This window comes from Thermococcus sp. MAR1 (assembly GCF_012027305.1).
Classification (GTDB): Archaea; Methanobacteriota_B; Thermococci; order Thermococcales; family Thermococcaceae; genus Thermococcus.
Map to the genome: position 1 here is coordinate 88113 of NZ_SNUF01000001.1, position 23016 is coordinate 111128.

Genomic DNA, 23016 nt, shown 5'->3' on the forward strand with positions numbered 1-23016 from the left:
TGAACGATGGGAAAATCCGCGGAAAACACACAGGTCTTTTGAGAAGGTTTATCATTCCCTCCATTGAATAATCCAACAAACACCAGTGAGAAAAACAAAAATAATAAGAAGACCATTAGGCCCAACCCTTTATTTGCCACTGATTATCCCCCCATTCTCGTTGACTGCCAGGGGTCTCCACGGAGGTTTACACAAAACAAATACACGCAAGGGTTTAAAACGCCTAACCCTTTTATACTTCGGAGACAAAAACTGAGAGGGTGATGATAATGAAAGCGTACCTTGCCGAGAACGTCAGGGGCATATACGCCTTTGACGAGAGCGGTAATCTCATTGATCAGAGGGTCTTCTCTGGAAGGCCGGAGGCAAGCCTCGACAGGCTTTTAAAGGGTGAGCCAAGCGACGAGCTGGTTTCTTTCCTCGACGAGCTTAAGGGGAGGGGCTACGACGAGTTCGTCCTTGAGGACTCGGAGCTGAGCAGAAACCTGAAGGAGCTTGGCTACAACGCTACCGCCGAGTTCCCCAACATAGCTGGGGAAAAGCTCCGCTCCAGTCCAGAGGAGTTTTTGGGAGAGAAGTGGTTCGACGAGTACTTCAGCGTCGGCGTTGCCCTGACTAGGCTCCGCATACAGGAGCAGAGCGGCGCGCGCGATAAGATGATAATCCAGGCCATTGAGTCCCTTGACGACATTGACAAGGTCATCAACCTTCTCGTTTCCCGTCTGAGGGAGTGGTACAGCCTGCACTTCCCTGAGCTTGATGAAATCCTTCCCAAGCACCAGCAGTACGTTGCCTTCGTCAAGGCAGTCGGCCCGAGGGAGAACGTCAGCGAGGAGAAGCTCAAGAGCCTCGGCTTCCCCGAGGGCAAGGTTGAAAAGATTATAAAGGCAGCGGAAGCCTCGATGGGTGCCCCGCTCGGAAAGTTCGACGCGGACATCATAATGAAGCTCGCGAGCGAGATAAGCGACCTCTACAAGCTCAGGGAGCAGATAGAGGACTACCTTGAGACGGCAATGGACGAGGTTGCACCTAACCTGAAAGCTTTGGTCGGTGCCAAGCTCGGCGCCAGGCTACTCAGCCTCGCCGGCGGACTCAGAGAGCTCGCAATGATGCCCGCCTCGACCATACAGGTACTCGGCGCCGAGAAGGCCCTCTTCAGGCATCTGAGGAGCGGTGCTAAACCTCCAAAGCACGGAGTCATCTTCCAGTATCCTGCCATAAACCGCTCACCGTGGTGGCAGAGGGGTAAGATAGCGAGGGCTTTGGCAGGAAAGCTAGCCATAGCGGCGCGTGTTGACTACTTCTCCGGCGAGTACATAGCCGAGGAGCTGAAGCAGGAGATAGAGCAGCGCATCCAGGAGATAAAGCAGAAGTATCCGAACCCACCCAAGAGGAAGGCCAAACCGGAAAAGAAGAAAAAGAAGAAGTTCAAGGGGAAGGAAAAGCGGGGCAAGGGCTTTGGTGGAAAGAAGAAGGAAAAGGCAGGAAGGGGCAAGAAGGGCGAGAAGGGTAAAAAGAGGAAGAAGGGCGGCAAGAGGTGAGGTAAATGAAGATTAAGAAGCACAAGTTCCCGGGCGTTTACGTCTTCGTTGATGAGGATGGTAGCGAGAAAATCGCGACGAAAAACCTTGTTCCAGGTCAGAAGGTCTACGGCGAGAGGCTGATCAAGTTCGAGGGCGAGGAGTACAGGGTCTGGAACCCGAGGCGCTCGAAGCTCGCCGCTGCGATACTCAACGGCCTCAAGAACTTCCCGATAAAGCCCGGCTCAAAGGTTCTCTACCTCGGAGTCGCGAGCGGTACCACCGCGAGCCACGTCAGCGACATTGTCGGCTGGGAGGGGAAGGTATTCGGCGTCGAGTTCTCGCCGAGGGTTCTGAGGGAGCTCGTTCCGCTTGTTGAAGAAAGGCGGAACATCGTGCCGATACTCGGCGACGCCACCAAGCCGGAGGGCTACCGCGCGCTCGTTCCTAAGGTTGACGTCATCTTCGAGGACGTCGCCCAGCCGACTCAGGCGAAGATACTCATAGACAACGCTAGAATCTACCTCAAGAGCGGCGGCTACGCCATGATAAGCGTCAAGAGCAGGAGCATCGACGTCACCAAAGAGCCCGAGCAGGTCTTCAGGGAGGTCGAGAAAGAGTTAGCCAGCTACTTTGAGGTCGTCGAGAGACTTTCGCTCGAACCATACGAGAAGGATCACGCGCTGTTTGTCGTGAGGAAACCATAAAGGCGTCTTTCGTTTTCCGTCCTTTTTTTATCGCTAATCGTCGAAAAAACCTTTTACTTTTACCGAAAGACTTTTATAACTCGCCCATGAACCTTAGCCGAAGTTACGTTCAACTTTTGTAGGTGATGCCCATGAAAAAGCTCCTGAAGCCGAGGCGCGAAGTCGGCATCGTCGGCTACGGTGCCTACGTCCCGATGTATAGAATCAAGGCCGAAGAGATAGGAAGGGTCTGGGGAGTTTCCAGCTTCCCCATTGAGGAGAAAGCCGTTCCCGGTCTCGACGAGGACGCGCTCACGATAGGAATTGAAGCGGCGAGAAACGCCCTCAGGAGAGCAGGAATAGACCCGAAGCTTATTCGCGCTGTCTGGTTCGGAAGCGAGAGCAAGCCCTACGCGGTCAAACCGACTGGGACAGTCATCGCTGAAGCAATCGGTGCAACTCCCGATGTAAGCACGGCTGACTTCGAGTTCGCCTGTAAGGCGGGAACCGAGGCTCTGCAAACCGCTATAGGCTTCGTCGGCTCGGAGATGGCCGACTACGCCATGGCCATTGGCGCTGATACAGCCCAGGGAAGGCCCGGCGACCACCTTGAGTTCACAGCCGGGGCGGGAGGAGCGGCCTTCATAGTCGGACCGAAAAGTTCTGAGACTCTCGCTTATTTCGAGGGAAGCTATTCATACGTCACCGATACGCCTGACTTCTGGAGGCGCCAGCACGAGCACTACCCGAGGCACGGTAACAGGTTCACCGGCGAGCCGGCCTACTTCCACCACATAGTCAACGCGGCCAACACCCTTATGGAGGAGCTCGGTTTAACGGTGGACGACTTCGACTACGCGGTCTTCCACCAGCCGAACGTCAAGTTCCCGCTCACCGTTGCCAAGATCCTCGGCATTCCGAAGGAGAAGGTTCTACCCGGCCTGCTTACCGGAATCATTGGGAACACCTACAGCGGTGCCACGATGGTCGGAGTTTCTGCCGTTCTCGACATAGCCAAGCCCGGCGACAGGATTCTGTGGGTTTCCTTCGGTTCCGGCGCTGGAAGCGACGCCTTCAGCGTTGTCGTTCAAGATGCAATAGAAGAGAAGCGCGAGCTGGCTCCGAAGACCATGGACTACGTGAACAGGAAGAGGTACATCGACTACGCCCTCTACGCGAAGGCAAGGAGGAAGTACATAGTGTGAGGTGGTCGAGATGAGGAAGGCAGTCATAATAGGTGCCGGTATGACCCCGGTTGGCGAGCACTGGAAGCTCGGATTGAGGGATCTGGCAGTTGAGGCGCTCCTCAACGCGATGGACGACGCTGGAATAGACAGGGTGGATTCGCTCTACGTCGGAAACATGGTTTCCGGTCCCTTCGTGGAGCAGGAGAACCTCGGTGCGCTCATAGCCGACTGGGCCGGGCTTGGAAACATCCCAGCCGTTAAAATCGAGGCCGCCTGTGCCAGCGGTGGTGCGGCTGTGCAGGAAGGAGTCAAGGCCGTACTCAGCGGGCTTGAGGATGTGGTTGCGGTAGTTGGAGTCGAGAAGATGACCGACGCCTGGCCGAGCGACGCCACCAGATACCTTGCCTACGCGGCGGATGCCGAGTGGGAGCTCTTCCACGGGGCGAGCTTTGTTGCCCTCAACGCGCTCGTGATGCGCTACTACATGAAGGCCTACGGCTACACCGAGGAGGATTTAGCTTTGTTCGCGGTCAACGCACACGCCAACGGTGCCAAGAACCCCTATGCGATGTTCAAGCGCCCGATTAAGGTTGAGACCGTCCTCAAGAGCCCCTACGTTGCCGACCCGCTCAAGCTCTTCGATGCCTCGCCGGTATGCGACGGTGCGGCATCGGTGATAATCACCACGCCCGAGAAAGCCAAGGAGCTCGGCGTTCCGAAGGAGAAGTGGGTCGAGGTTGCCGGAATGGGGCGCGCCATAGACACCATAAGCCTCGCCAGCAGGGAGGATTTACTCACCCTCAAGGCGGCAAAGGTCGCTGCCGAGAGGGCCTATAAGATGGCTGGCGTCGAGCCGAAGGACATCGACTTCTTCGAGGTTCACGACGCGTTCACCGTCATGGCCGCTTTAAGCCTCGAAGCCCTCGGCGCCGCCAAGAAGGGAGAAGGGGCCAAGCTGGCGAAGGAGGGACAGATAGCGATTGACGCAGACTACCCGATACAGACCATGGGAGGTCTCAAGGCTCGCGGTCATCCGGTCGGAGCCACCGGCGTTTACCAGACGGTTGAGGCGGTACTCCAGCTCCGCGGCGAGGCGCCGAGCCAGGTGCCGGATGCCGAGGTTGGGGTCACCCAGAACATAGGTGGAACCGGTTCGAACATAACGGTCAACGTTTTTAGGAGGGTCTGAAATGGCGCGCCCGATGCAGGTTTCCCGCTACTGGAGGCACTTCCGCGAGAAGTATCGCCTTATAGGTGGAAAGTGCGAGAACGGCCACGTGCACTTCCCGAAGAGGTCTGTTTGCCCTGTCTGCGGTTCAAGGAACGTCGAGGAAATCGAGCTGAGCGGAAGGGGGAAGGTCATCAGCTGGACGATAGTGAGGAACCCGCCGAGCGGCTTCGAGTATTACAAGCCCTTCCCGCTGGCTCTGGTTGAGCTTGAGGAGGGGCCAATAGTACTCGCCCAGCTGACCGACGTTGACCCAGAAGAGATAGACTTCGGCATGGAGGTCGAGGTCGTCACCAAGAAGATAAGGGAGTTCGAGGAGGACGGAATAATCCTCTACGGCTACAAGTTCAGGCCGGTTTTGAAGTGATTTCCTTCTTTTCCACTCCTCTCGAAGCGTTAGCCTTATAACTTGAACGTCTCTTTTCTCGATCATGAACGTAACACTCGGAGTGATACTGGCCATCTCGGCGGCCTTCGTCTGGGCCCTCGCCTCGGTTCTCTCGAAGGTCTCCATGAGGGACATCGATCCAATCTCGCTCAACGTCCTCAGGCTAATCCTGAGTGCTCTCTTCTACGTTCCTCTCGTCATCTACATTGGCTTCCCGCATCTTTCTCCGCTTCAGTGGGCAATCCTCATCGTTTCGGGCATCGTCGGCTTCACCTTAGCGGACTGGTTCTTCCTCGAGGGCATGAACCTCCTCGGCGTGTCCCGTGCGGCGATTCTCGTCACGTTTCACCCGATACTGACGATGTTCGTGGCCCACTACACTCTTGATAGACCCTTAACCTTTGGCCTCTTGGCCGGAGCGTTCTTCATCGTCCTCGCGGTCGTTGTAATAGCCTCAGAGGGCGGCTCAGATGGTGAAACAAGCTGGCGAGGTCTGGCTTATGTCTTCTCGGCCCAGCTCCTCTGGACCTTCGCGGTCATCGTCACCGATTGGCTCGTTAAAGGAGAAAGCGCCTTCGCGGTAATTGGTCTCAGAATAGGCTTCGGCGCCCTCGCCTCCCTTGTTTTTCTTCCGAGAATCCAGGGAGATGTTGAGAAGCTCGGTGCCAGGGGCTGGGGTCTGGTGTTCGTCATAACCCTCCTGGGGACAATACTCGGGCAATACTTCTTCGCTTTGGCCTTAAAGCTTGCGGGCTCGAGCATAGCCACGCCGGTGACCGAGTCGAGCCCGATAATGGCCTCGGTTATAGCGGTGCTCTTCCTAAAAGAGAGATTCACGGAAAAACTCGGCGTTGCCCTTGTCCTGACGAGCCTCGGGATCCTGATGATAGCGCTCTTCTCTTAGGCCTTCTCAATCTTCATCCTGTCCCCGTTCTCGAACTCCATCTCCAGTTTTCCGCGCTCGGCGTTGATCTTCACCCCATCGACGACCGCCTCTATTCTCCCGTTCTGCACCTCAACACCCAGCATCTCGGCTATTTTCTCAACGCTCTTCAGGGAGCCGTTAATGGTAGTTTCAATTCGTTCTCCCTCGCTCTCTATGACGACCTTCAGTTTGCCCTTACCTTCGCGTATGAAACTCTCTTCCTTCAAATTTTTCACCCTCTCAGGTTGAGGTGGTCTTATGCATGGCATCGACCATCCCTCAGCGGTTTTCTATATCTCCTTTTCGCAGGTCTTTCACCATGCGCACCCATATCCCGCTCTGGCCGACGCGCCTGAAGCCGTAGTCCTTGTAGAACCTTATAGCTTTCTCGTTCTTCTCCCCGACCCACAGCTCTATCCTATCGTTGTGCTTTCCCAGATACTCCAGGCACTTCTCCATGAGCCTGTGGCCTATTCCGTGTCCCTGGAAGCGCCTGTCTACCACGAACTCGTGGATAGCTCCGACCGTTCTTCCCTCGTACTTGCTGTACCAGTCGTTGTCGCAGACTATAAAGCCAGCAACCTCGTCGTCGACCTTCGCGATGAAAAAGCCGTCCTTAGCTTTGTCCCAGCACCACCTGAGGTAGCGCTTCGCGTAGCTCTCCCCTTCACCGCCGTACTCGCGCATTCCCTCGTAGCCCCGCATGTATATCTCAATGAGCCTCTCCAACGTTTCTTGGTCGAGTTTCTTCAGCTTCTCTATCCTTACCCTGCTCATCAATATAAGCTCATCGTGGGGTTTAAAAAGCCTGACTCCGAGCCTTAAGTGTGGCAAGAAGGTGGTTGAGATGGGGAAAGCCAAGCCTAGATACTGCGAGATATGCGGTGCTCCAATAAGGGGATCCGGCCACAAGATAAGGCTTGAGGGGGCTGAGGTTCTCGTCTGCGACCGGTGTTACGAGAAGTACGGTGGAAAGAAGCCCGGAACCTTCAGCATAATGCCCACCGGCAGGCAGCCGGTGAGAAGAACCTATCCACGGCCGGCCAGGCCGAGGCCCTCCTCCAAACCCAGACCCGAGAGGCCGCTGTATACAGAGGAGATAGTTGAGGATTACGCCGAGAGGGTTTACAGGGCCATACAGCGCTCCGGGAAGAGCTACGAGGAGCTGTCCCACGAGATCGGTCTCTCGATGAACGATTTGAGGGCAATAGCCCACGGCCACCGCGAGCCGACGATAAAGGAAGCCAAAAAGCTGGAGAAGTACTTCAAGATAACCCTCATCGAGCGCGCCGAGACCGAGATCGAGAAGAAGCCTTCAATACCCAGGGACTACGAACCGACGCTCGGTGACATAGCCAACATCAAGATCAAGAAGCGGAAGAAGAAGTGAGTCAGAGTTCATCCAGTTCTTCGTTCTTCATCTCTTTCTCCCTCTTCTTCCTCAGCTCCTCTGCCTTGGTTCTCTTCGGCGGGTGGAAGCCGCGGAGTTTCTCAAAGGTGCTCCAGAGGCGAATCAGCTCCTCCCAGACCTCGCTGTCGGGGGGTATCACGAGTATATGCGCCGGGGGGTGGATGTCCATGAGCCTGCCAATAGCCTTCGCCGGCGGTAGGTCTATCTGGGCGATCACATGCGCTCTGAAGCGCCTCCTCGGCTTCTCGCCGCTTATCTTCTCAAAGGCCCAGTCTGAGAGGGCGGGGGGAATGATCCTGGGGTCGCCGCGTATCTCCATGCCGCCGTAGCGCACCAGGTCGGCGAGGGCTATGCTAGCCTTCTGGAAGTTGTCGGTCCTTACTAAAACCATCGTGTTTCTCATAAGCATCACCGTGCTCTCCTTGTGCCGGCACCTTTTAAGCCTTCTCACTCCAAAGTTTCATCTTCGTCGAACCTAAACCTTTAAAAACTCAATCCGCCTCATTTATAAAGGGTTTTTAAACCCACCATCTGGAGGTGTAAGCCTTGGTCGACATGAGCAATGTAAAGCTCAGAATCGAAAACATCGTTGCTTCTGTGGATCTTTTTACGCAGCTGAACCTTGAGAAAGTCATAGAGATATGTCCCAACTCCAAGTACAACCCCGAAGAGTTCCCGGGAATAATATGCCGCTTTGAAGAGCCTAAAGTGGCGCTCCTTATATTCAGCTCCGGCAAGCTTGTCGTTACCGGCGCCAAGAGCGTCGAGGACATTGAGAGGGCTGTAAACAAGCTCATCCAGATGCTCAAGAAGATAGGCGCCAAGTTCGGCCGCGCGCCCCAGATAGACATCCAGAACATGGTCTTCAGCGGTGACATAGGCATGGAGTTCAACCTCGATGCCGTCGCTCTGAGCCTGCCGAACTGTGAGTATGAACCCGAGCAGTTCCCCGGCGTCATATACCGTGTAAAGGAGCCGAGGGCTGTGATACTGCTCTTCTCGTCCGGAAAGATAGTCTGCTCTGGAGCGAAGAGCGAACACGACGCCTGGGAGGCTGTAAGAAAGCTCCTCCGTGAGCTGGAGAAGTACGGCCTTATCGAGGAAGAGGAGGAGTGGTGAAACCCTCTTGCCCCTCAGAATCTTTTACTCCCCCATTTTCCGCGAGCATAAACCTGAAGGCTACCACCCCGAAAACCCCACCAGACTGGACTACGCGATAAGGGGCCTATCTGAAAACGGGCTGTGGAATGAGGAGAATGTTCTGGAACCGGTGCCAGCTTCGCCCTCTGACGTGCTTCTGATACACGATGGGGACTACGTAAACCGGATTAGGGAGCTTGCGGCTGGCTTTACGTACCTCGACCCGGACACCTACGTGTCCCCCGGCACGTGGGAGGCGGCTCTTACGGCCCTTGGTGCAGCAAGGGATGCCGTAAAGTTTGCGGTGAAGGAGAAAGGGCTGTATCTGGCCCTCGTTAGGCCTCCCGGACATCATGCTGGCAGGTCGGGAAGGGCATTCAACGCCTCAACCCTCGGTTTCTGCATCTTCAACAACGCCGCCTTTGCCGCTTACACCCTCAGGGAACTTGAGGGGAACGCCGTGGTGATAGATTTCGACGCCCACCACGGGAACGGGACGCAGGAGATATTCTGGAACGACCCCGCTGTGGTCCACATCGACCTCCACGAGCGCGACATCTATCCCTGGAGCGGCTACGAGTACGACGTTGGGGGAAAGGACGCTGAGGGGAGCAAGGTAAACGTTCCCATGCCCCATTACTCTGGTGATGATGACTATATCCTTGCATGGGAGGAAATCGTCCTGCCGATTCTGGGAGAAAGGGACCCCAGCGTTGTGGTGGTCTCGGCAGGCTTCGACGGCTTTCTTGGGGAGAGCCTGACAACTCTAAGGCTGACGGAGCGATTCTTCAGCTACGCCGGCTCAACTCTCTCGCGTTATTCGCTCGCGGTCATCTTCGAAGGCGGCTACAACATCGGACTGATGAAGGGACTTCCGGCGTTCATCAAGGGCTATCTGGATGGTAGAACGGAACGGAGTCCGATAAAGCCTGGCTACGAAACCCTCTCCACTGTTCAAAGGGTGATATCCGTCCACAGGAACTGGTGGGGGCTGTAGCTTACCGGGAGGTAAGTTGATTTACTTTGGTAAGAAGTTAAAAAAAGTGTTCTTGGAACTCACCCAAAATCAGCTGAAGCTCGCGAAGCCTATCAAGGGAGGGGTTGTTGATTTAGAGACAAAAACTGGATGGATAAACGAAATAAAAGGATTAAAACAGGGCTTTAAAGCCCCAGTATCTCCTTGGCGGCCTTAACCCCAAAGTCAAAGGCCTTCATGTTCATCTCCACGGCCTTCGGCGGAACGCTGAGCCTTATGACTTCCCTGACGTGTTCCTCGCCGAGGGGGAACTCCGGTATTTGAGTTAAAGCCCCTATCAGGACGGTGTTGGTTGTGATGACGTGGCCGGCCTTCATGGCGAGCTCTTCTGCGTTGAAGCCTATCCACTTTGCCTTCCACTCCTCCTCGAAGACTTTTCTAATCTCCTCAAGCTCCGGGTACCTGGCTTGCCCCATTGACACCTGAACCGGAACAATGGGCTTTGTGTTTATGACTGCTATTCCGCCCTGTTTGAGGTGGTTTATGTAGCGGAGAGCTTCAACCGGCTCGAAGCTGAGGATTACATCGCCTTTTCCCTCGGGAACCATTGAGCCGTAGACTTCTTCTCCAAAGCGGACGTAGGAAACAACGCTACCAAAGCGCTGGCTCATTCCGTGAACCTCTCCCATCCTCACCTTGTAGCCGGCATGAAGAGCCGCCCAGCCGAGTATGTTGGCGGCCGTAAGGACACCCTGGCCGCCCACACCGGAGATGACTATATTGTACTCCTTCATTCCTCTCCCTCCTCCACGGGCTTGAAGGCATCAAACGGACAGATCTGCGCACATCCACCGCAGCCCCAGCACATGCTGGGCTCTATCCTCGCCTGCTTCTTCTCCTCATCCCAGTAGATGGCCGGACATCCGTAGGCGTTGATACATATCTTACAACCGGTACAGGCCTCTTCGTCCACGTAGTATATAGGCCACTTCATTCCCCTCCGGCGCATCTGGCCTATCTTGTAGAGGGCACAGACCTGCCTTGACACGACGACGCTGACTCCCTCGACCTCAAGGGCCTTCTTCATGACCTCGTATGTCCTCTTTATGTCGTATGGATCAACAACCTCAACGAAGTCGGCTCCCATTGCTTTAGCAACGTCCTCTATCGGAATCCTCTTACCCATACCGTGGGGGGTCTGGCCAGTGCTCGGGTTGGGCTGATCGCCGGTCATGGCGGTAACGAGGTTGTCGAGAACCACTATTAGCACGTTGGAGCGGTTGTATATTGCGTTCGCCAGGGCAGGAAGTCCGGTGTGGAAGAACGTCGAGTCGCCTATCGTTGCCACGATAACCTTCTTCTCCTTCTTCCTCTGCTCCTCACTTATGGAGCCGTGCTGGGCTATCTCAAGGCCGTGGGCTATGCCTATTGAGCCGCCCATGGCGACGGTGGTGTCAACGGCTTTAAGCGGCGGGAGCAGGCCAAGGGTGTAACAGCCTATGTCGCTTGGGTATATTCCCCTCGCCCTGGTGGCCTTCTTTATGGCGTAGAAGCTGTTCCTGTGCGGGCAGGCAGGACAGAGGCTGGGCGGCCTCGGCGGGACGAGCTGAAGGGCCTTCTCGTATTTGGCATCGAGTTCCGCATAGTCCAGAGGTACATCAAGTCCGAGGAACTTGGCTATGGCCGTAACAGCTCTTCTCGTCGTCATCTCGTAAACCCTTGGGACAAGGTCTTTCCCGTGAATCGGGATTCTAAGGCCTTTGTCATAGGCCCAGGTTTTGACCTGCTCCTCAACTACTGGCTCAAGCTCCTCAACGATGAGAACCTTCTCAAGACCGTCAAGGAACTTCTCAAGCAGGCCGTAGGGGACCGGGAACGGTGTGCCAAGCTTGAGAACCTTGACGTTCTCAACTCCGAGCCAATGGAGGGCCTCCTTGACGTAGGCGTATGCCAATCCCGGAGCTATTATGCCGACCTTGGCTTTTTCATCGCCCTCTATCCAGTTGAAGGGGCACTCGTTGAGTTCCTCGCGGATCTTCTCTATCTTTTCCAGGATTATCGGGTGGAACTTTCTTGCGTTGGCAGGAACGTCAACGAACCTGTTCGGGTCTTTTTTGAACTTTCCAAACTTCCTCTTTCCTGCCTTTATTTCCTCTGGAAGCTCGCCAAGAACGACGTCACCGCGAGCGTGGGAGGTTCTGGTGGTGGTTCTCAAAATCACAAAGTGCTTGAACTTCTCGCTGAGCTCGAAGGCGTACTTCGTCATCTCCTTTGCTTCCTGAGGCGAGCTCGGCTCAAGAACCGGTACGTTGGCGAACTTCGCGTAAACCCTCGTGTCCTGCTCGTTCTGACTGCTCCACATGCTTGGGTCATCTGCCACCATTATGACGAATCCACCCTCGACGCCCATGCCTACCGAGCTGAGGAATGTATCGGCCGCAACGTTGAGGCCGACGTGCTTCATGGCCGTCATGGCACGAAGACCGCTCCATGCGGCCGCTAAAGCCGTCTCAAAGGCGACCTTCTCATTGGTCGAGTACTCCATGTAAACACCGGCCTTCTTTGCCACGACCGCCATAGTGTCGGTCAGTTCGGAACTTGGGGTTCCGGGATAGGCGGCGTAAACAGCTATGTTCGCCTCAAGTGCTCCCCTTGCTATCGCCTGGTTGCCGAGTAGGAGAACCTTTTCCCCCGGCTTGTCCCACAAAACCATGTCTGTAACCTTCGCCATCCAAAATCACCTCATTCCTCCTTCAAAACTCCCTTAGCCTTCGCAAACTCCACGAGGGCATAAGCCGCGGCGGCAACATCTTCGGGCCTCTCGTAGCTCGGAATGCCTGCCTTCTCGAGGACTTCCTTTGCGGGCTCGCTCACGTAGCCTGCCATGAACAGACCGAGAACCGGCTTGCCGTTGTTCACCTCTCTAACCGCCTTCACGACGCCCTCCGCGTGTTCGATCGGCGTCATGCCCGCGAAGGTCGGAACGACACAGATGCTTATGAGCATGTCAACGTTGGGGTCTTCGAGGAGAAGCTTTGCTGTCTTGTAGTAGTCTTCTCCGCGGGCACTCGCGATCATATCGACCGGGTTCTTGACTGCCGCCATCGGCGGAAGGAACGAGCGAAGTCCCTCGATGGTCTCCTCCTCGAGGTCGACCAGCTTCAATCCGCGCTTGTCTATCTCGTCCGCGGTGAGAACGCCCGGGCCACCTGCGTTGGTCATTATGGCGACGCGCTTGCCCTTGGGCAGCGGCTGGGTGAAAGCCCTCGCCATGCTGAGCATATCATCGATAGTGTCCGCAACGATTATTCCGCTCTGCTTGAAGGCCGCCTCGTATATCTTGTACGAGCCGGCGAGTGAACCTGTGTGGCTCGAAGCTGCTCTCGCTCCGCTCTCGCTCTTGCCTGCCTTGAGGACTATAACCGGCTTCTTCTTGGTGACGCGCTTGGCTATCTCCATGAAGGCCCTTCCGTTCTTCAGACCCTCGATGTAGAGCGCGATTGCCTTGTCCTCCTCTGTGTCTGCCAAATACTCCATGAACTCGGCGAAGTCAACATCAGCCATGTTGCCGATGCTGACGAACTTCGAGAAGCCTATCCCCTCCTTGACGGTCTTGTAGATGATTCCCGCTCCGAGGGCACCGCTCTGGCTTATGAATGCTATGTCTCCCTTCTTGGCGTCCATAACGAAGGTGGCGTTCATGGCGTTGTGTGTGTTCATTATGCCCACACAGTTCGGGCCGACTATGCGCATGCCGTATTTGTGGGCCATCTCAACGAGCTCCCTCTCTTCTTTCTTCCCTTCCTCGCCGACCTCGCCGAATCCGGCGGTGATGAGGATTATTCCCTTGACGCCCTTCTCGCCGCAGTCAATCATCGTTTGCTTCACGAAGCGCTTTGGAACGACGACAACGGCCAGGTCGACCTCGTCCGGGATGTCTTTCACGTTCTTGTAAGCCTTGACGCCCTGAACGACCTCGTCCTTGACGTTCACCGGATAAACCTTGCCATCCTTGTAATTCTTAAGGTTCTTGAAGACCTCGTAGCCAAGCTTGAGCGGGTCGTTGGATGCCCCAATAACCGCTATAGCCTTTGGCTTGAAGAAGTAATCAAACGTCACTTGTCGCTCACCGTTACGACATCGGTGGAATCGTATATAAGCTTTCCTAAAGAGGACAGAGAGGCAAATATGGGCATAGAGGGGAGAAAGTAAAGCCCTGATGGGCTAAAAAGGACATCAATGGATAAAAACAAAACTCAGGCGGTGGCGGCTGCCTCCTTGGGCTTCAGGGCGTAGGTCGCTATCACGGCAACAACCGCCGTCACGATGAAGGTCATGAGCCTCGCCGAGACAACCTTCTCAAGCCCCGAGCTGATCCAGAAGATGGTGAACAGCAGTCCCGTTACAATGGTCGGCGGGACGGCCCTTCCGTGGAACCTCTTCCAGAACAGCGTCATTATGACTATGACTGAGAAGGTGTCCCCTATCCCAGCCCATGTGTAGCCGACGATGGTGTAAATGAGTTTCGACGGCACAAGGTAGGCTGTAACGAGCGCTATGACACCCAGGGCGACGGTGGTAATTCTCGAAAGCCTGAGGCTTCTCTTAGGGTCGAAGTCGTCCTTGTAGACGAAGGGCTTGAGCAAGTTTTCCGAAAGTTCGGTGGCGGAGAGGATTAGGAGTGAATCAGCCGTCGAGAGCATGGCAGCTATTGCACCGGTTATGAATATCGCCGCGAGGAAGGGCGGGAACAGCTTCAGCATGACCGAGGGCATAACGGCCTCCTGATCCTCGAGGCCGGTCGGGCCGAAGATGGCTATTCCAATCCATCCTATGAGGAGAGCACCGATGTAGGCCAGAACCGTCCAGCTGACTCCGACGTTCCTGGCGAGTCTGGCGTTCTTCTCGTCCTTGATTGCCATGAACCTGATGCTGAGCTGGGGCATTCCACCGAGATATCCAAAGAACCAGGAGAACTCGGCTATGACGAAGACGAACGCCGCGCCGCCAACGAGGCCGCCAAGGATTGTAGAGTACTCGGGCCCGGACATCTCCAGGGCGCTGGAGACCGAGTGGGCGAAAACATCCGGATGGTTGGCGATGTAGACGAGACCGACTATTGGCGCTATGGTGAGGGTGAGTATCATGACTATCGCCTGGACGGTGTCGGTGTAGGCGACGCTCTTGAGGCCTCCTAGGACGGTATAGGGCAGGATTATCACCGCGGTTATCAGCATTCCGATCTTTGGATCAACGCCGAAGAGAGCGTTCAAAGTCTTTCCGCCGCCGAGGAACTGGGCACCGACGTAGAAGAAAAAGAAGAACACCACGGTAACGCTACCGAGGATCCTTATCCACTTCTCGGCGTCGGAGTGGCGCCTGGCGATGTAGTCGATGAATGTGGTAGCGTCGTACTTCTCGGCCTCCCTCCTGAGCCTTCCAGCGAAGACGGTCCACGCCACGATGATACCGGCCACACATCCAACCGCAACCCATATTGCTGAGAGGCCGGCGGCGTAGGCAAAACCGGGGAGTCCCAGGAGTGCCCACGCCGACTCACCGGTGGCGCGCTCTGAGAGAGCTGCTATCCATCCTGGAAGCTGCCTGCCAGCTATTGCGAAGTCCTTGCCGCTCTTTGCCTTTCTTCCCTGATAAACTCCGAACCCTATCAAAAACGAAAGGTACAGAACCAGAACGATCAGTATTTGAGTCTGGCCCTCCACTATGAATCACCGCTCATATTCAACATTGTTCATGTTTATAAACCTTGCCCTTTTTGTACAAAATTGCCTTTTTATGTCCAACATAGGTGCGTTTTGTTACATTGTACCTGGTTTACTACAGGAATTCTTGTACTCTATTGTCTTCGTAATTCGAACTATCGAGGGGTGGCCGTACCGCTTGGTGATGGCCGCTGAAGCCTTCAACCCGAAAGACTTAAGTTAGCTCAGGTTATTATATCCGTCGGGGTGATACCATGGTGAAGGTGAAGTTTCTGGGACATGCTGCCTTTCTGATAGAGGGAAGCAAGAGGATCCTGATAGACCCCTTCCTGACCGGCAATCCTGCCGCGGCCCTCAAGGCCGAAGAGGTTGATGCAGACCTGATACTCGTTACACATGCCCACGGCGATCACATCGGCGACGCCGCCGCGATAGCCAGGAGAACCGGGGCGAAGATAGTTGCCATGTACGACATAGCCAACTACCTCGTTGAGAGCGAGAGCGGCATAACGACCATCGGCATGAACTACGGCCCGACTGAAATAGACGGCGTTAAGATCGTCCAGGTTCCTGCCTGGCACTCCAGCAGCGACGGCAAGTACAGCATAGGAAATGCCAGCGGTTACATAGTCGAGCTCGACGGCGTTAAGATATACCACGCGGGCGACACCTTCGTGTTCAGGGACATGGAACTCTTCGCCGAGCTCTACGGGCCTATTGATCTGGCCCTGCTGCCGATAGGCGGTCACTTCACGATGGGCGTTAAAGAGGCTGCTAAAGCTGTGGAGCTTCTCAGGCCGAAGAAGGTTGTGCCGATGCACTACAACACCTGGCCGCCGATTTCAGCGGACCCCGAGGAGTTTAGGAGGCTGGTCGGGGACAAAGCAGAGGTCGTAATCCTTAAACCCGGTGAAAGCCTGGAGCTTTGAAAAACCTTTTAAGGAGCTTTCCCTACCCTTTTTTCAGGTGATGGAATGGTTAAAAGGGCCTTGACCTTGGCGCTCATCCTGCTCGTGTTTTCGTCTTTCCTCGTCCCCCTATCCTCCGCGCAGGGGGCGAAAGGGGAGAAGCCCAAGTACGATTTAATCATCGTTAGAAACGACGACATGATTGATTACATCGTCGCGCTCCCCTACGCCAAGATGCTCGACGTTCCTATTCTCCCGGTTAATCCGAAGGAGCTCGACCCGGGGACGATAGCTCAGCTCCAGAGCTACGCCCAGTTCGGATGGAACCACGTGCTCATAATCGGAGACTCTCAGGCCGTCAGCGACACCGTCCAGGACGAATTGCTCAACATGGGCTTCATAGTCGAGAGGATCGGCGGTGCGGTTCGAACGGAGACGGCGGCAAAGCTAGCGTTGCACTTTTACCCGAACGGGGCGAACATAGTGGTCGTTGCCAGTTCCAGCGACTATGGCTCAGCTTTGGCCGCCGCCAGGTGGGCGATGATATACGGCTACCCTCTTCTCCTCACCCAGGAGGACGCGCTCTCTGATTCGACGGCCAACGCGATAAAGAAGCTCAATCCCGAGCTCGTGGAGCTGATGGGTGCCGGCATGTCAAAGGACGTCCAGGCCAAGATAGAGGCCATGGGCTACCAGACCTACTGGGTCAAGGAGAACCTGGAGATAAGGCTTCCTGAGCAGCCCAAGGAGACCAACTGGGTGCTGATAATAGCCGCAGTAGTGCTTTCGCTGGCCGTTGCGATTCCGGTTTCACTCTACTACGCCAAGAAGAAGTGGTCCGCCAACAGGGTTCCAATAGAGGTACTCACCGAGAAGGAGCGCATAGTGGTCAAGGCCATCCTCGAGAAGGGCGGCGTTATCAAGCAGGAGGAACTGCCGGAGCTCACTGGTTATTCCAGGCCGACGATAAGTAGGATCATCCAGGAGCTTGAGAAGAAGCAGCTGGTGGAGAGGGAGAAGGTTGGGAAGACCTTCATCGTCAAGCTCACGAAGGAGATAATAATCCGGGATTAACGGTCGGCAAGCCCGAAACCGCTCATCACTTTTTCAGACCTGGCCGTTCTCCTCATCCCAATGAAAAAGAAAGGGTCACTTCTTGAAGAGATGGCCATGGGACTTGTTTACGTGCCTCGTGTAGTCCTTGGAGTTCCTGAAGAGCATTCCGCAACGCGGGCAGCGGTAGTAGCGGGTGCCGTCGCGGTCGTAGAATATAACCGCCCTCAGCTCCGCCACTGCCACCACCTCCGGCGTTAGGTGAGAAAAGCCCTTTTAAAATTTTACGGATGAGGAAAGCGGGAAAGGGAAATCAAACCCATATCCGGTTGCCCTTGACCTTCAGGTAGCCGAGCGTTTGAAGCTCCTTGAGGAAGTCCTCTATCGCTTCCTCATCGAAGTATATGTTGAGCCTCTCATTGGAGCTCTCAACGACTATCGGCTCCCGCTCCAGTAGGGCGTCTATGAGGTCGTTCTTCTTCCTGTGTTTCTCCGCCAACTCTAGGATTACGTCCGCCAGAACCGAGCGGGCTATGCCGTCGAACATGGCCTCCACAATGCTCTCCTCGGTTGCGTACTCCTCCGCTATCTCAAGAGCCGCTTCGAGGAGCTCCCTGTCGACCTCCATTACCTCGACGAAGTACCTTTTCTCCATCGTGTACTCGGTTATCATTCCTGTTTCAAAGCGCTTCTCAAGTTCTTCGAGATACTCCTCGATCTCGTCTATCGGAAAGCGGAGCTCCACCCTAAGGCCGTCGAGAACGGGTTTCTCTATGAGCACCAGCTTTCCATCCTCCTCAACTACGGCGCCGCTCTCCATCAGCGCCGTGAGCACGAGTAGCCTGCCCAGGTCGGACTCCTCGAACAGGCCATCGAGGGCTTTCCCCGCTCCAACTTCCCAGTCGGATATTATCTCCTCGAAGGCGAACTCAAGTTCGTCCAGACTCTCCTGAAGGGGTCCTATCCCCTCGGCCTTCTCCACAAGCTCGGCGTAGGTGCCCTTCACGACCACGTAGTGGGAAATCGCTGCCCTTACCTCTTCCCTAGTTTTGTTCATAATCCCCGCCCTGCTCAGCTCCCTCGAGAGGGCGTTCATATCGTCCTTGCTTAGAACCTCCAGCCTCAAACCTCTCACCGGAGGGAGAAGGGCGCCATCGGTTATAACCTTAGCCCTCGACCAGCGATGAGAGGAGCACTTTGATGGGCTTGTTGCTGACTACCCTTACGGTCTCCCGCACCTCCTCCTCAAGCTCCGGGCGGTAGGTGGCATAGAGGTACAGTGCGTAGGCCATGACCTTTGGGTCCCCTTCGTTGGTCCTCTCGATGGCCTCCGCTAGGATCGGGTTGTTCAGGAGGTCCTCGGCCATATCCTCTATCTTTCTCCTGTCGTTCTTTTCAATGGCTTCCCTCAGCGGTCTGTAGAAAAGGGATAAAACAAGTTTGGCATGTCTTTCTCTCTCTTCTAGCTCATCCATCGGCGTCTTCGGCTCCTCACGCTGGCTCAGGTAGTAGTACACCAGGGGAAGCGCCACAACGATGAGCACGACGAGGATATAGGGAAGCAGCGGGAAGCTGAAGCCGTAGGGGAGTCTATGGCTGATGGCCATCAAGGCGAGGAAGCCAAGAAGCACCCAAACGGCCATGAGGAGTAGATAGTAAACGGAGTTGTCTTTCCTCCGGAGGGCTTTGTACCTCGACGGGGCATCTATCTCCTCCAGATAGCGTAACCTCTCCTCTGCGAGTTCAACTTCGGCCTCAAGGCGCTTTATGCGTTTATCCAGTTCCGCGAGAACCTCTTCGCGCCCCATTATCCTTCACCCGCTATGAGACGGGCTATCTTCTCGCTCACAACGCTCAAAATCGCCTCGCCCTTCTCGGCCGTCGCAAGGGATGGGTCGTCGTTCACTCCGTCGGGGAACAGCTCCTTTCCGATGTCCTTCCGGATTATCCTCACTCTTGAGCTCCTCCTCTCCCCACGGGCGTTCTCCATCTTCACGAGTTCGGGCCTTACCGCGAGCATCACTGACGTCTCGTCCTGGCCAGCGTGACCCTGGCTGGAGCATATGCTCAGGATGTCCTCTCTGAAGTCTATCCACCAATTTATGAGCCAGATTTCGACCTCCGGGAACTCCTCCGAGACCTCTTCCGCTGCCAGAACCAGCGGCGAGTAGTTGCCGCCGTGCCCATTGAGGAGGACTATCCTCCGAAAGCCCTCGGCGGCGAACTCTCGCATTATCTCGCGTACGTAGGCCTTCAGGGCATCTGAAGCAACGTTTATCGTTCCGGGGTACACATCAAGAACGAAGGTGTGTCCGTACCACACCGGTGGGGCTATGAAAACATCAACCCCCAGTCCACGGAGTTTCTCTTCAACCCTCTTTCCTATCTCCAGCGGAGCAAAGACATCGGTTCCCAGGGGCAGGTGCCTTCCGTGGGCTTCAACGCTCCCTATGGGGAGTATGACTGTATCAACATGCTTTTTCAGTTCCTCGAACTCGGGCCAAGTGAGCTCCTCGATCCTCATGGTAATCCCCATGTGTAGTGGGGACGAAACCTCATAAGCCTTTTCTATGCGCTGGAGAAAATCGCAAAAAGAGACGAGGGTTAGACCCTCTCAAGGAGATCCCTGACGTATTTCGGCATCTGGAAGAGCGTCTCGTGCCTCTCCGGGTCGTAATAGTAAAGGTCGAGTTTCTCCGCTCTCTCCACGTCCACCTTGGTGAAGTCTATGTCGCCCTTAACGCCAACGAGGAAGCTCCAGGGCGAGGCGTAGCCAATTACCGGGAAGCTGAAGTAGTAAACGCGGTCAAAGACGTTCTTCATGGCCTTGTAGGCGTCGAGGAGCTCATTGGTGAAGAGGTAGACGCTCCCGGCCTGGGTGATGTAGAGTCCCTTATCGTTCAGCTTCTCATAGGCGTCGCGGTAGAACTCCTCAGAAAACAGTAGCTTTGCCGGGCCGACTGGGTCGGTGGAGTCAGCGATTATGACGTCAAAGCGCTCATCAGTCTCTTTCAGGTACTTCACGCCATCGCCGACCATTACTTCCGCCCTAGGGTCCTCGAAGGCCCCCCTCGCAACGTTCATGTATATCTTGGAGACCTCCACTACCAGCTCATCTATTTCGACCATCGTGGCTTTCTCAACGGTCTCGTGCCTCAGAACCTCCCTGAGGGTTCCGCCGTCGCCGCCCCCGATGATGAGAACTCTTCTCGGGTTGGGATGGGCCAGCATAACTGGATGAACCAGCGGTTCGTGGTAGCTCTCCTCACCGACCTCAACGAGCTGAACGGTTCCATCCAGAACAAGGAGCTTGCCAAATCCCTCCGTCTCGTAAAGTTCAAGCCTCTGATACTTTGTCTGTGTCTCAAACAGTCTCTCCTTGACCTTGAAGCCCACACCGTAACCACGAGGGTACCACTCTATGAATGCCCGCTCCTTCTCGTTGTATCCCATAACTCTCACCGCCCATAGATAGGAGGTTGGGTTTTAAAGCTTGGGGTTAATTCTTCACTGGAAAGACTTTTATACTGCAAGTTATAAATGATGACGATGGCCCAGAAGAGCGTTCATAAGGAACTGCTAAAGTTTCTTAAGGACTCTGTTCCGGAGATACTTGAGGGACTGCGCTACGGTGTCCCACACGTTGTGGGCGAGATAGGCTTCTCTGAGGATAGCCCGCACGTTGAGCTTTCTCTAATAACCTTCAACGGGAGCAGACGTCCGCTGGCATTTAACGACGGGGATTCTGCCAAGTTCATGTATCCTGTTGAGGATACCAACCCGTACATGGCTTTTCTGGAGATTATGAGCTTCTTCGAGAAGACGTTCGACGATTCACGCTTCAGGGTCGTCCTTAGAACCTCCCCCACGGAGTTCCTTAAGAGCATAGGACTTGAGATTCTGTGGACGAATGAGTATCTGCTCGATGGGACTGAGTTCGTTCAGGTCTGGGCGGTTTCTGGTGGGGTCAAATACAACATCCTGTTTGAACGGGGAGGGAGAGGATACTTCCTCAGGGATATAAAAAGAATAGAGGGCGCTCAGTAGGGGAACATCACCACGGCCGCTATGGCCGCTGCGGGCTTTTCCTTGACGGTAATGCTTGCGCTGGCAACTTTGAACTCGGCCAGCTTCCAGCCGCGCATGGCAAAGCCTTCCTCGACCATCTTTCTGACCATGTCCTCTGCCTCTTCCTTGGTGCAGTATCCGGCGTACTCGTAGATGAGGCCGCCCTCGTTGTTCTCGCTGATGCCTATTCCCAGGGCAGCGCTGATTGTCATTCCGGGCTCGTCACTCTCGATGTGTGCATAAACTGTCGGGAGGAGCATTCCTATCGGGACGTCGTGAACCTCTTCTATCCACTCGATGTGGGCCGGAATGACGCTGCTCAGCTTGACGAGGTTGACGTTTCCTATGCCGAGCTTGAGGAGTGCGTTGTCAAAGGCGTTGAGCTTAGTGCCACCCTCCGCGGAGGCGGCGCCTATAAATGCCCTCTTTGGGGTTGTCCAGCTCATCTCAGCTTCCTCCTTTCTTTTCTCACGAGTTAGACGATTATAGCTGAAAGCAACGGTTCGCTTACTCGCTAATTTGCGGGCGGCTTAAAAACGTTTCGCTACATCTAAAAGAAAGCCTGAGGGGTGGGTTTTGCCTCCAGAACGTCTTGTTGGGGGAGGCGTGGGGATTAGACGGCGCCGCTTAGCTTCTTCGCTTTGTAGTGGTTTACGACCCTCCCCAGTGTGGCCGAGGTGAAGATTCCCAGCACGCTCGCGAGAGAGGCCATGGCGTACATATGCTCGCTGAGAACTCCGGAGACAAAGCCAATCTCGCCGATCAGCAGGCCGAGGACGCCAAAGCTCGCTATTCCGGCTCCCCTGACGAGGCTGGTGGAGAGATCTGCCTTTCTCACGGCCAGAACCGACAGGGTTAGCCTTACCACGTATATCGCGGCGAAGAACTCTATGACCACGAAGGACAGTTCCGTCTCAAAGTTCAATCCACGCCAGGCGAAGAATATCGGGGCGAAGATTCCGTAGGTGACCCCGCTGACTATCGTGGTCAGCCTGTCGTACTGCTTGGTGCCAACGAGGTCGCTGTGCATCATTAAACCAGCGAGGAAGCCGCCTATGCTGAAGTGCATTCCTATCTCCTCGCTGATGAAGGCGAGCGATGTGGAGAACACCATGAACAGCCCGAAGACCGCTTCATCGCTCTTGAGTCTGCGGAGGAAGCGGATAATGCGGACCTTCTGCTTTATACCGAGGAGGTAGTTGATGTAGAGCAGGGTGCCTACGAAGGCGAGGTCCTTCAGTATGCTCGACAGTATAGGCCCGTAGTCGCCGGGGCTCTCGTGGAACCTTATGACCATGTAAACGATGAACAGCCCGAATATCTCGCTTATCACCGCGTAGGAGAGGGCCACGTGGAGGAAGTCGCTTCCGAAGAACCTCTTGAGGCGAAGCACTATTGGAGCCGAGGCTATTGAGAGTATCGCGGCCGAGATGACGTTGTCCGAGCCGACGGTCCAGCCGGTGAAGGGAAGCGTGACGAGGAACATAACAGCGTAGGTGGTGGCGTAGAGGGGGAGGGTCAGCCTTCCCGCGTAGTGCAGCTCCTCCGGCGTCACCTCAAGGCCGGCTGAAATCATCAGGAAGAACAGGCCCAGCTCGGCGAGCAACTCCATCTGGTCCCTGGGCATGTCGAGCAGGAGAGCGCTCAGTATCATTCCCGCCGTAATCTCGCCCAAGAATCCTGGGTAGCCGAACCTCTCGAAGGCCTCCGCCAGGAGCCTTGCAAAGGCTATGATTACGAAGACGTACCCGATGATTTCCATGGTTCCCGTATAGGCGGCGGATTTTAAAAATCCTTTTATTG

Annotated in this window: 26 protein-coding genes; 12 read left to right on the plus strand and 14 right to left on the minus strand. The window is 55.3% G+C overall.

From position 1 onward, the window contains the following. The first annotated feature begins 269 nt into the window (after positions 1–269). The 6 genes from E3E25_RS00475 (at position 270) to E3E25_RS00500 (ending at position 5913) form a co-directional block, all read left to right on the plus strand. Complete coding sequence (locus E3E25_RS00475; protein ID WP_167892544.1) at positions 270–1541, plus strand: C/D box methylation guide ribonucleoprotein complex aNOP56 subunit; 1272 nt, start codon at positions 270–272, stop codon at positions 1539–1541. A 5-nt stretch (positions 1542–1546) separates the two neighbouring features. Further along, the gene (locus tag E3E25_RS00480) at positions 1547–2227 is read left to right on the plus strand and encodes a fibrillarin-like rRNA/tRNA 2'-O-methyltransferase (protein ID WP_167891404.1); all 681 of its coding nucleotides are present in this window, start codon (positions 1547–1549) and stop codon (positions 2225–2227) included. 131 nt (positions 2228–2358) lie between these two features. Continuing rightward, the gene (locus E3E25_RS00485; protein WP_167892545.1) at positions 2359–3411 is read left to right on the plus strand and encodes a hydroxymethylglutaryl-CoA synthase; all 1053 of its coding nucleotides are present in this window, start codon (positions 2359–2361) and stop codon (positions 3409–3411) included. A 10-nt stretch (positions 3412–3421) separates the two neighbouring features. Continuing rightward, positions 3422–4582, plus strand: coding sequence for a thiolase domain-containing protein (locus E3E25_RS00490; RefSeq protein ID WP_167891405.1), 1161 nt, complete (start codon positions 3422–3424; stop codon positions 4580–4582). A 1-nt stretch (position 4583) separates the two neighbouring features. Continuing rightward, entirely contained in the window at positions 4584–4988 is a 405-nt protein-coding gene (locus E3E25_RS00495; protein ID WP_167891406.1) for a Zn-ribbon domain-containing OB-fold protein, read from the plus strand. Between the two features lie 64 nt (positions 4989–5052). Further along, positions 5053–5913, plus strand: a complete 861-nt coding sequence (locus E3E25_RS00500) for a DMT family transporter (RefSeq protein ID WP_167891407.1) — start codon at positions 5053–5055, stop codon at positions 5911–5913. Here the strand turns inward: E3E25_RS00500 and E3E25_RS00505 are convergent. Next, positions 5910–6170: a hypothetical protein gene (locus E3E25_RS00505; protein WP_370456661.1), complete on the minus strand. Its 261-nt coding sequence runs from the start codon at positions 6168–6170 to the stop codon at positions 5910–5912. The two genes, E3E25_RS00500 and E3E25_RS00505, sit on opposite strands and share 4 nt — an antisense overlap. Before the next feature lie 43 nt (positions 6171–6213). Continuing rightward, the gene (locus tag E3E25_RS00510; RefSeq protein ID WP_167891409.1) at positions 6214–6711 is read right to left on the minus strand and encodes a GNAT family N-acetyltransferase; all 498 of its coding nucleotides are present in this window, start codon (positions 6709–6711) and stop codon (positions 6214–6216) included. Between the two features lie 70 nt (positions 6712–6781). Here E3E25_RS00510 and E3E25_RS00515 point away from each other — a divergent pair, with 70 nt between their 5' ends. After that, a complete protein-coding gene (locus E3E25_RS00515; RefSeq protein WP_167891410.1) occupies positions 6782–7324 on the plus strand; it encodes a multiprotein bridging factor aMBF1 in 543 nt (180 codons plus the stop codon). Position 7325: 1 nt separating this feature from the next. On the opposite strand, the gene E3E25_RS00520 is transcribed toward E3E25_RS00515, so the two are convergent. Continuing rightward, positions 7326–7748 (minus strand): DUF356 domain-containing protein, encoded by a 423-nt coding sequence (locus E3E25_RS00520; RefSeq protein WP_167892546.1) that lies wholly within the window; start codon positions 7746–7748, stop codon positions 7326–7328. 143 nt (positions 7749–7891) lie between these two features. Between E3E25_RS00520 and E3E25_RS00525 the strand changes: the two genes are divergently transcribed. Together E3E25_RS00525 and E3E25_RS00530 are read left to right on the plus strand one after the other, a co-directional pair. Further along, positions 7892–8464, plus strand: a complete 573-nt coding sequence (locus E3E25_RS00525) for a TATA-box-binding protein (RefSeq protein ID WP_048152114.1) — start codon at positions 7892–7894, stop codon at positions 8462–8464. Between the two features lie 7 nt (positions 8465–8471). Then, positions 8472–9482 (plus strand): histone deacetylase family protein, encoded by a 1011-nt coding sequence (locus E3E25_RS00530; RefSeq protein ID WP_167891411.1) that lies wholly within the window; start codon positions 8472–8474, stop codon positions 9480–9482. Positions 9483–9646: 164 nt separating this feature from the next. On the opposite strand, the gene E3E25_RS00535 is transcribed toward E3E25_RS00530, so the two are convergent. From E3E25_RS00535 to E3E25_RS00550, 4 genes are all read right to left on the minus strand, one after another. Next, positions 9647–10255 carry an indolepyruvate oxidoreductase subunit beta gene (locus tag E3E25_RS00535; protein ID WP_167891412.1) on the minus strand — a complete coding sequence of 203 codons (609 nt, stop codon included), beginning with the start codon at positions 10253–10255 and terminating at the stop codon, positions 9647–9649. Next, positions 10252–12192 (minus strand): indolepyruvate ferredoxin oxidoreductase subunit alpha, encoded by a 1941-nt coding sequence (gene iorA / locus E3E25_RS00540; protein ID WP_167891413.1) that lies wholly within the window; start codon positions 12190–12192, stop codon positions 10252–10254. The genes E3E25_RS00535 and iorA overlap by 4 nt, the downstream gene beginning before the upstream one ends. 11 nt (positions 12193–12203) lie before the next feature. Continuing rightward, positions 12204–13580 (minus strand): CoA-binding protein, encoded by a 1377-nt coding sequence (locus E3E25_RS00545; protein ID WP_167891414.1) that lies wholly within the window; start codon positions 13578–13580, stop codon positions 12204–12206. Positions 13581–13717: 137 nt separating this feature from the next. Next, positions 13718–15184 carry a sodium/proline symporter gene (locus E3E25_RS00550; protein ID WP_167891415.1) on the minus strand — a complete coding sequence of 489 codons (1467 nt, stop codon included), beginning with the start codon at positions 15182–15184 and terminating at the stop codon, positions 13718–13720. Positions 15185–15438: 254 nt separating this feature from the next. Between E3E25_RS00550 and E3E25_RS00555 the strand changes: the two genes are divergently transcribed. Then, positions 15439–16113 carry a metal-dependent hydrolase gene (locus E3E25_RS00555; protein ID WP_167891416.1) on the plus strand — a complete coding sequence of 225 codons (675 nt, stop codon included), beginning with the start codon at positions 15439–15441 and terminating at the stop codon, positions 16111–16113. Positions 16114–16158: 45 nt separating this feature from the next. Next, entirely contained in the window at positions 16159–17166 is a 1008-nt protein-coding gene (locus tag E3E25_RS00560; RefSeq protein WP_167891417.1) for a cell wall-binding repeat-containing protein, read from the plus strand. Between the two features lie 75 nt (positions 17167–17241). Here E3E25_RS00560 and E3E25_RS00565 read toward each other — a convergent pair whose 3' ends face one another. From E3E25_RS00565 to speE, 5 genes are all read right to left on the minus strand, one after another. After that, positions 17242–17394, minus strand: coding sequence for a nucleotide-binding protein (locus E3E25_RS00565; RefSeq protein WP_370456628.1), 153 nt, complete (start codon positions 17392–17394; stop codon positions 17242–17244). Between the two features lie 64 nt (positions 17395–17458). Further along, positions 17459–18271 carry a hypothetical protein gene (locus E3E25_RS00570; protein WP_167892548.1) on the minus strand — a complete coding sequence of 271 codons (813 nt, stop codon included), beginning with the start codon at positions 18269–18271 and terminating at the stop codon, positions 17459–17461. 40 nt (positions 18272–18311) lie between these two features. Next, on the minus strand, positions 18312–18953 hold the full coding sequence (locus E3E25_RS00575; RefSeq protein WP_167891418.1) for a hypothetical protein: 642 nt from the start codon (positions 18951–18953) through the stop codon (positions 18312–18314). Continuing rightward, positions 18953–19669: a creatininase family protein gene (locus tag E3E25_RS00580; RefSeq protein ID WP_167891419.1), complete on the minus strand. Its 717-nt coding sequence runs from the start codon at positions 19667–19669 to the stop codon at positions 18953–18955. The genes E3E25_RS00575 and E3E25_RS00580 overlap by 1 nt, the downstream gene beginning before the upstream one ends. 80 nt (positions 19670–19749) lie before the next feature. After that, positions 19750–20598, minus strand: a complete 849-nt coding sequence (speE, locus tag E3E25_RS00585; protein ID WP_167892549.1) for a polyamine aminopropyltransferase — start codon at positions 20596–20598, stop codon at positions 19750–19752. An 87-nt stretch (positions 20599–20685) separates the two neighbouring features. Here speE and E3E25_RS00590 point away from each other — a divergent pair, with 87 nt between their 5' ends. Next, on the plus strand, positions 20686–21192 hold the full coding sequence (locus E3E25_RS00590) for a hypothetical protein (protein ID WP_167891420.1): 507 nt from the start codon (positions 20686–20688) through the stop codon (positions 21190–21192). Here E3E25_RS00590 and E3E25_RS00595 read toward each other — a convergent pair. Both E3E25_RS00595 and E3E25_RS00600 read right to left on the minus strand, forming a co-directional pair. Further along, positions 21186–21659: a pyruvoyl-dependent arginine decarboxylase gene (locus E3E25_RS00595; protein ID WP_167891421.1), complete on the minus strand. Its 474-nt coding sequence runs from the start codon at positions 21657–21659 to the stop codon at positions 21186–21188. The two genes, E3E25_RS00590 and E3E25_RS00595, sit on opposite strands and share 7 nt — an antisense overlap. 167 nt (positions 21660–21826) lie before the next feature. Further along, on the minus strand, positions 21827–22975 hold the full coding sequence (locus tag E3E25_RS00600; RefSeq protein ID WP_167891422.1) for a cation:proton antiporter: 1149 nt from the start codon (positions 22973–22975) through the stop codon (positions 21827–21829). Between the last annotated feature and the right edge of the window lie 41 nt (positions 22976–23016).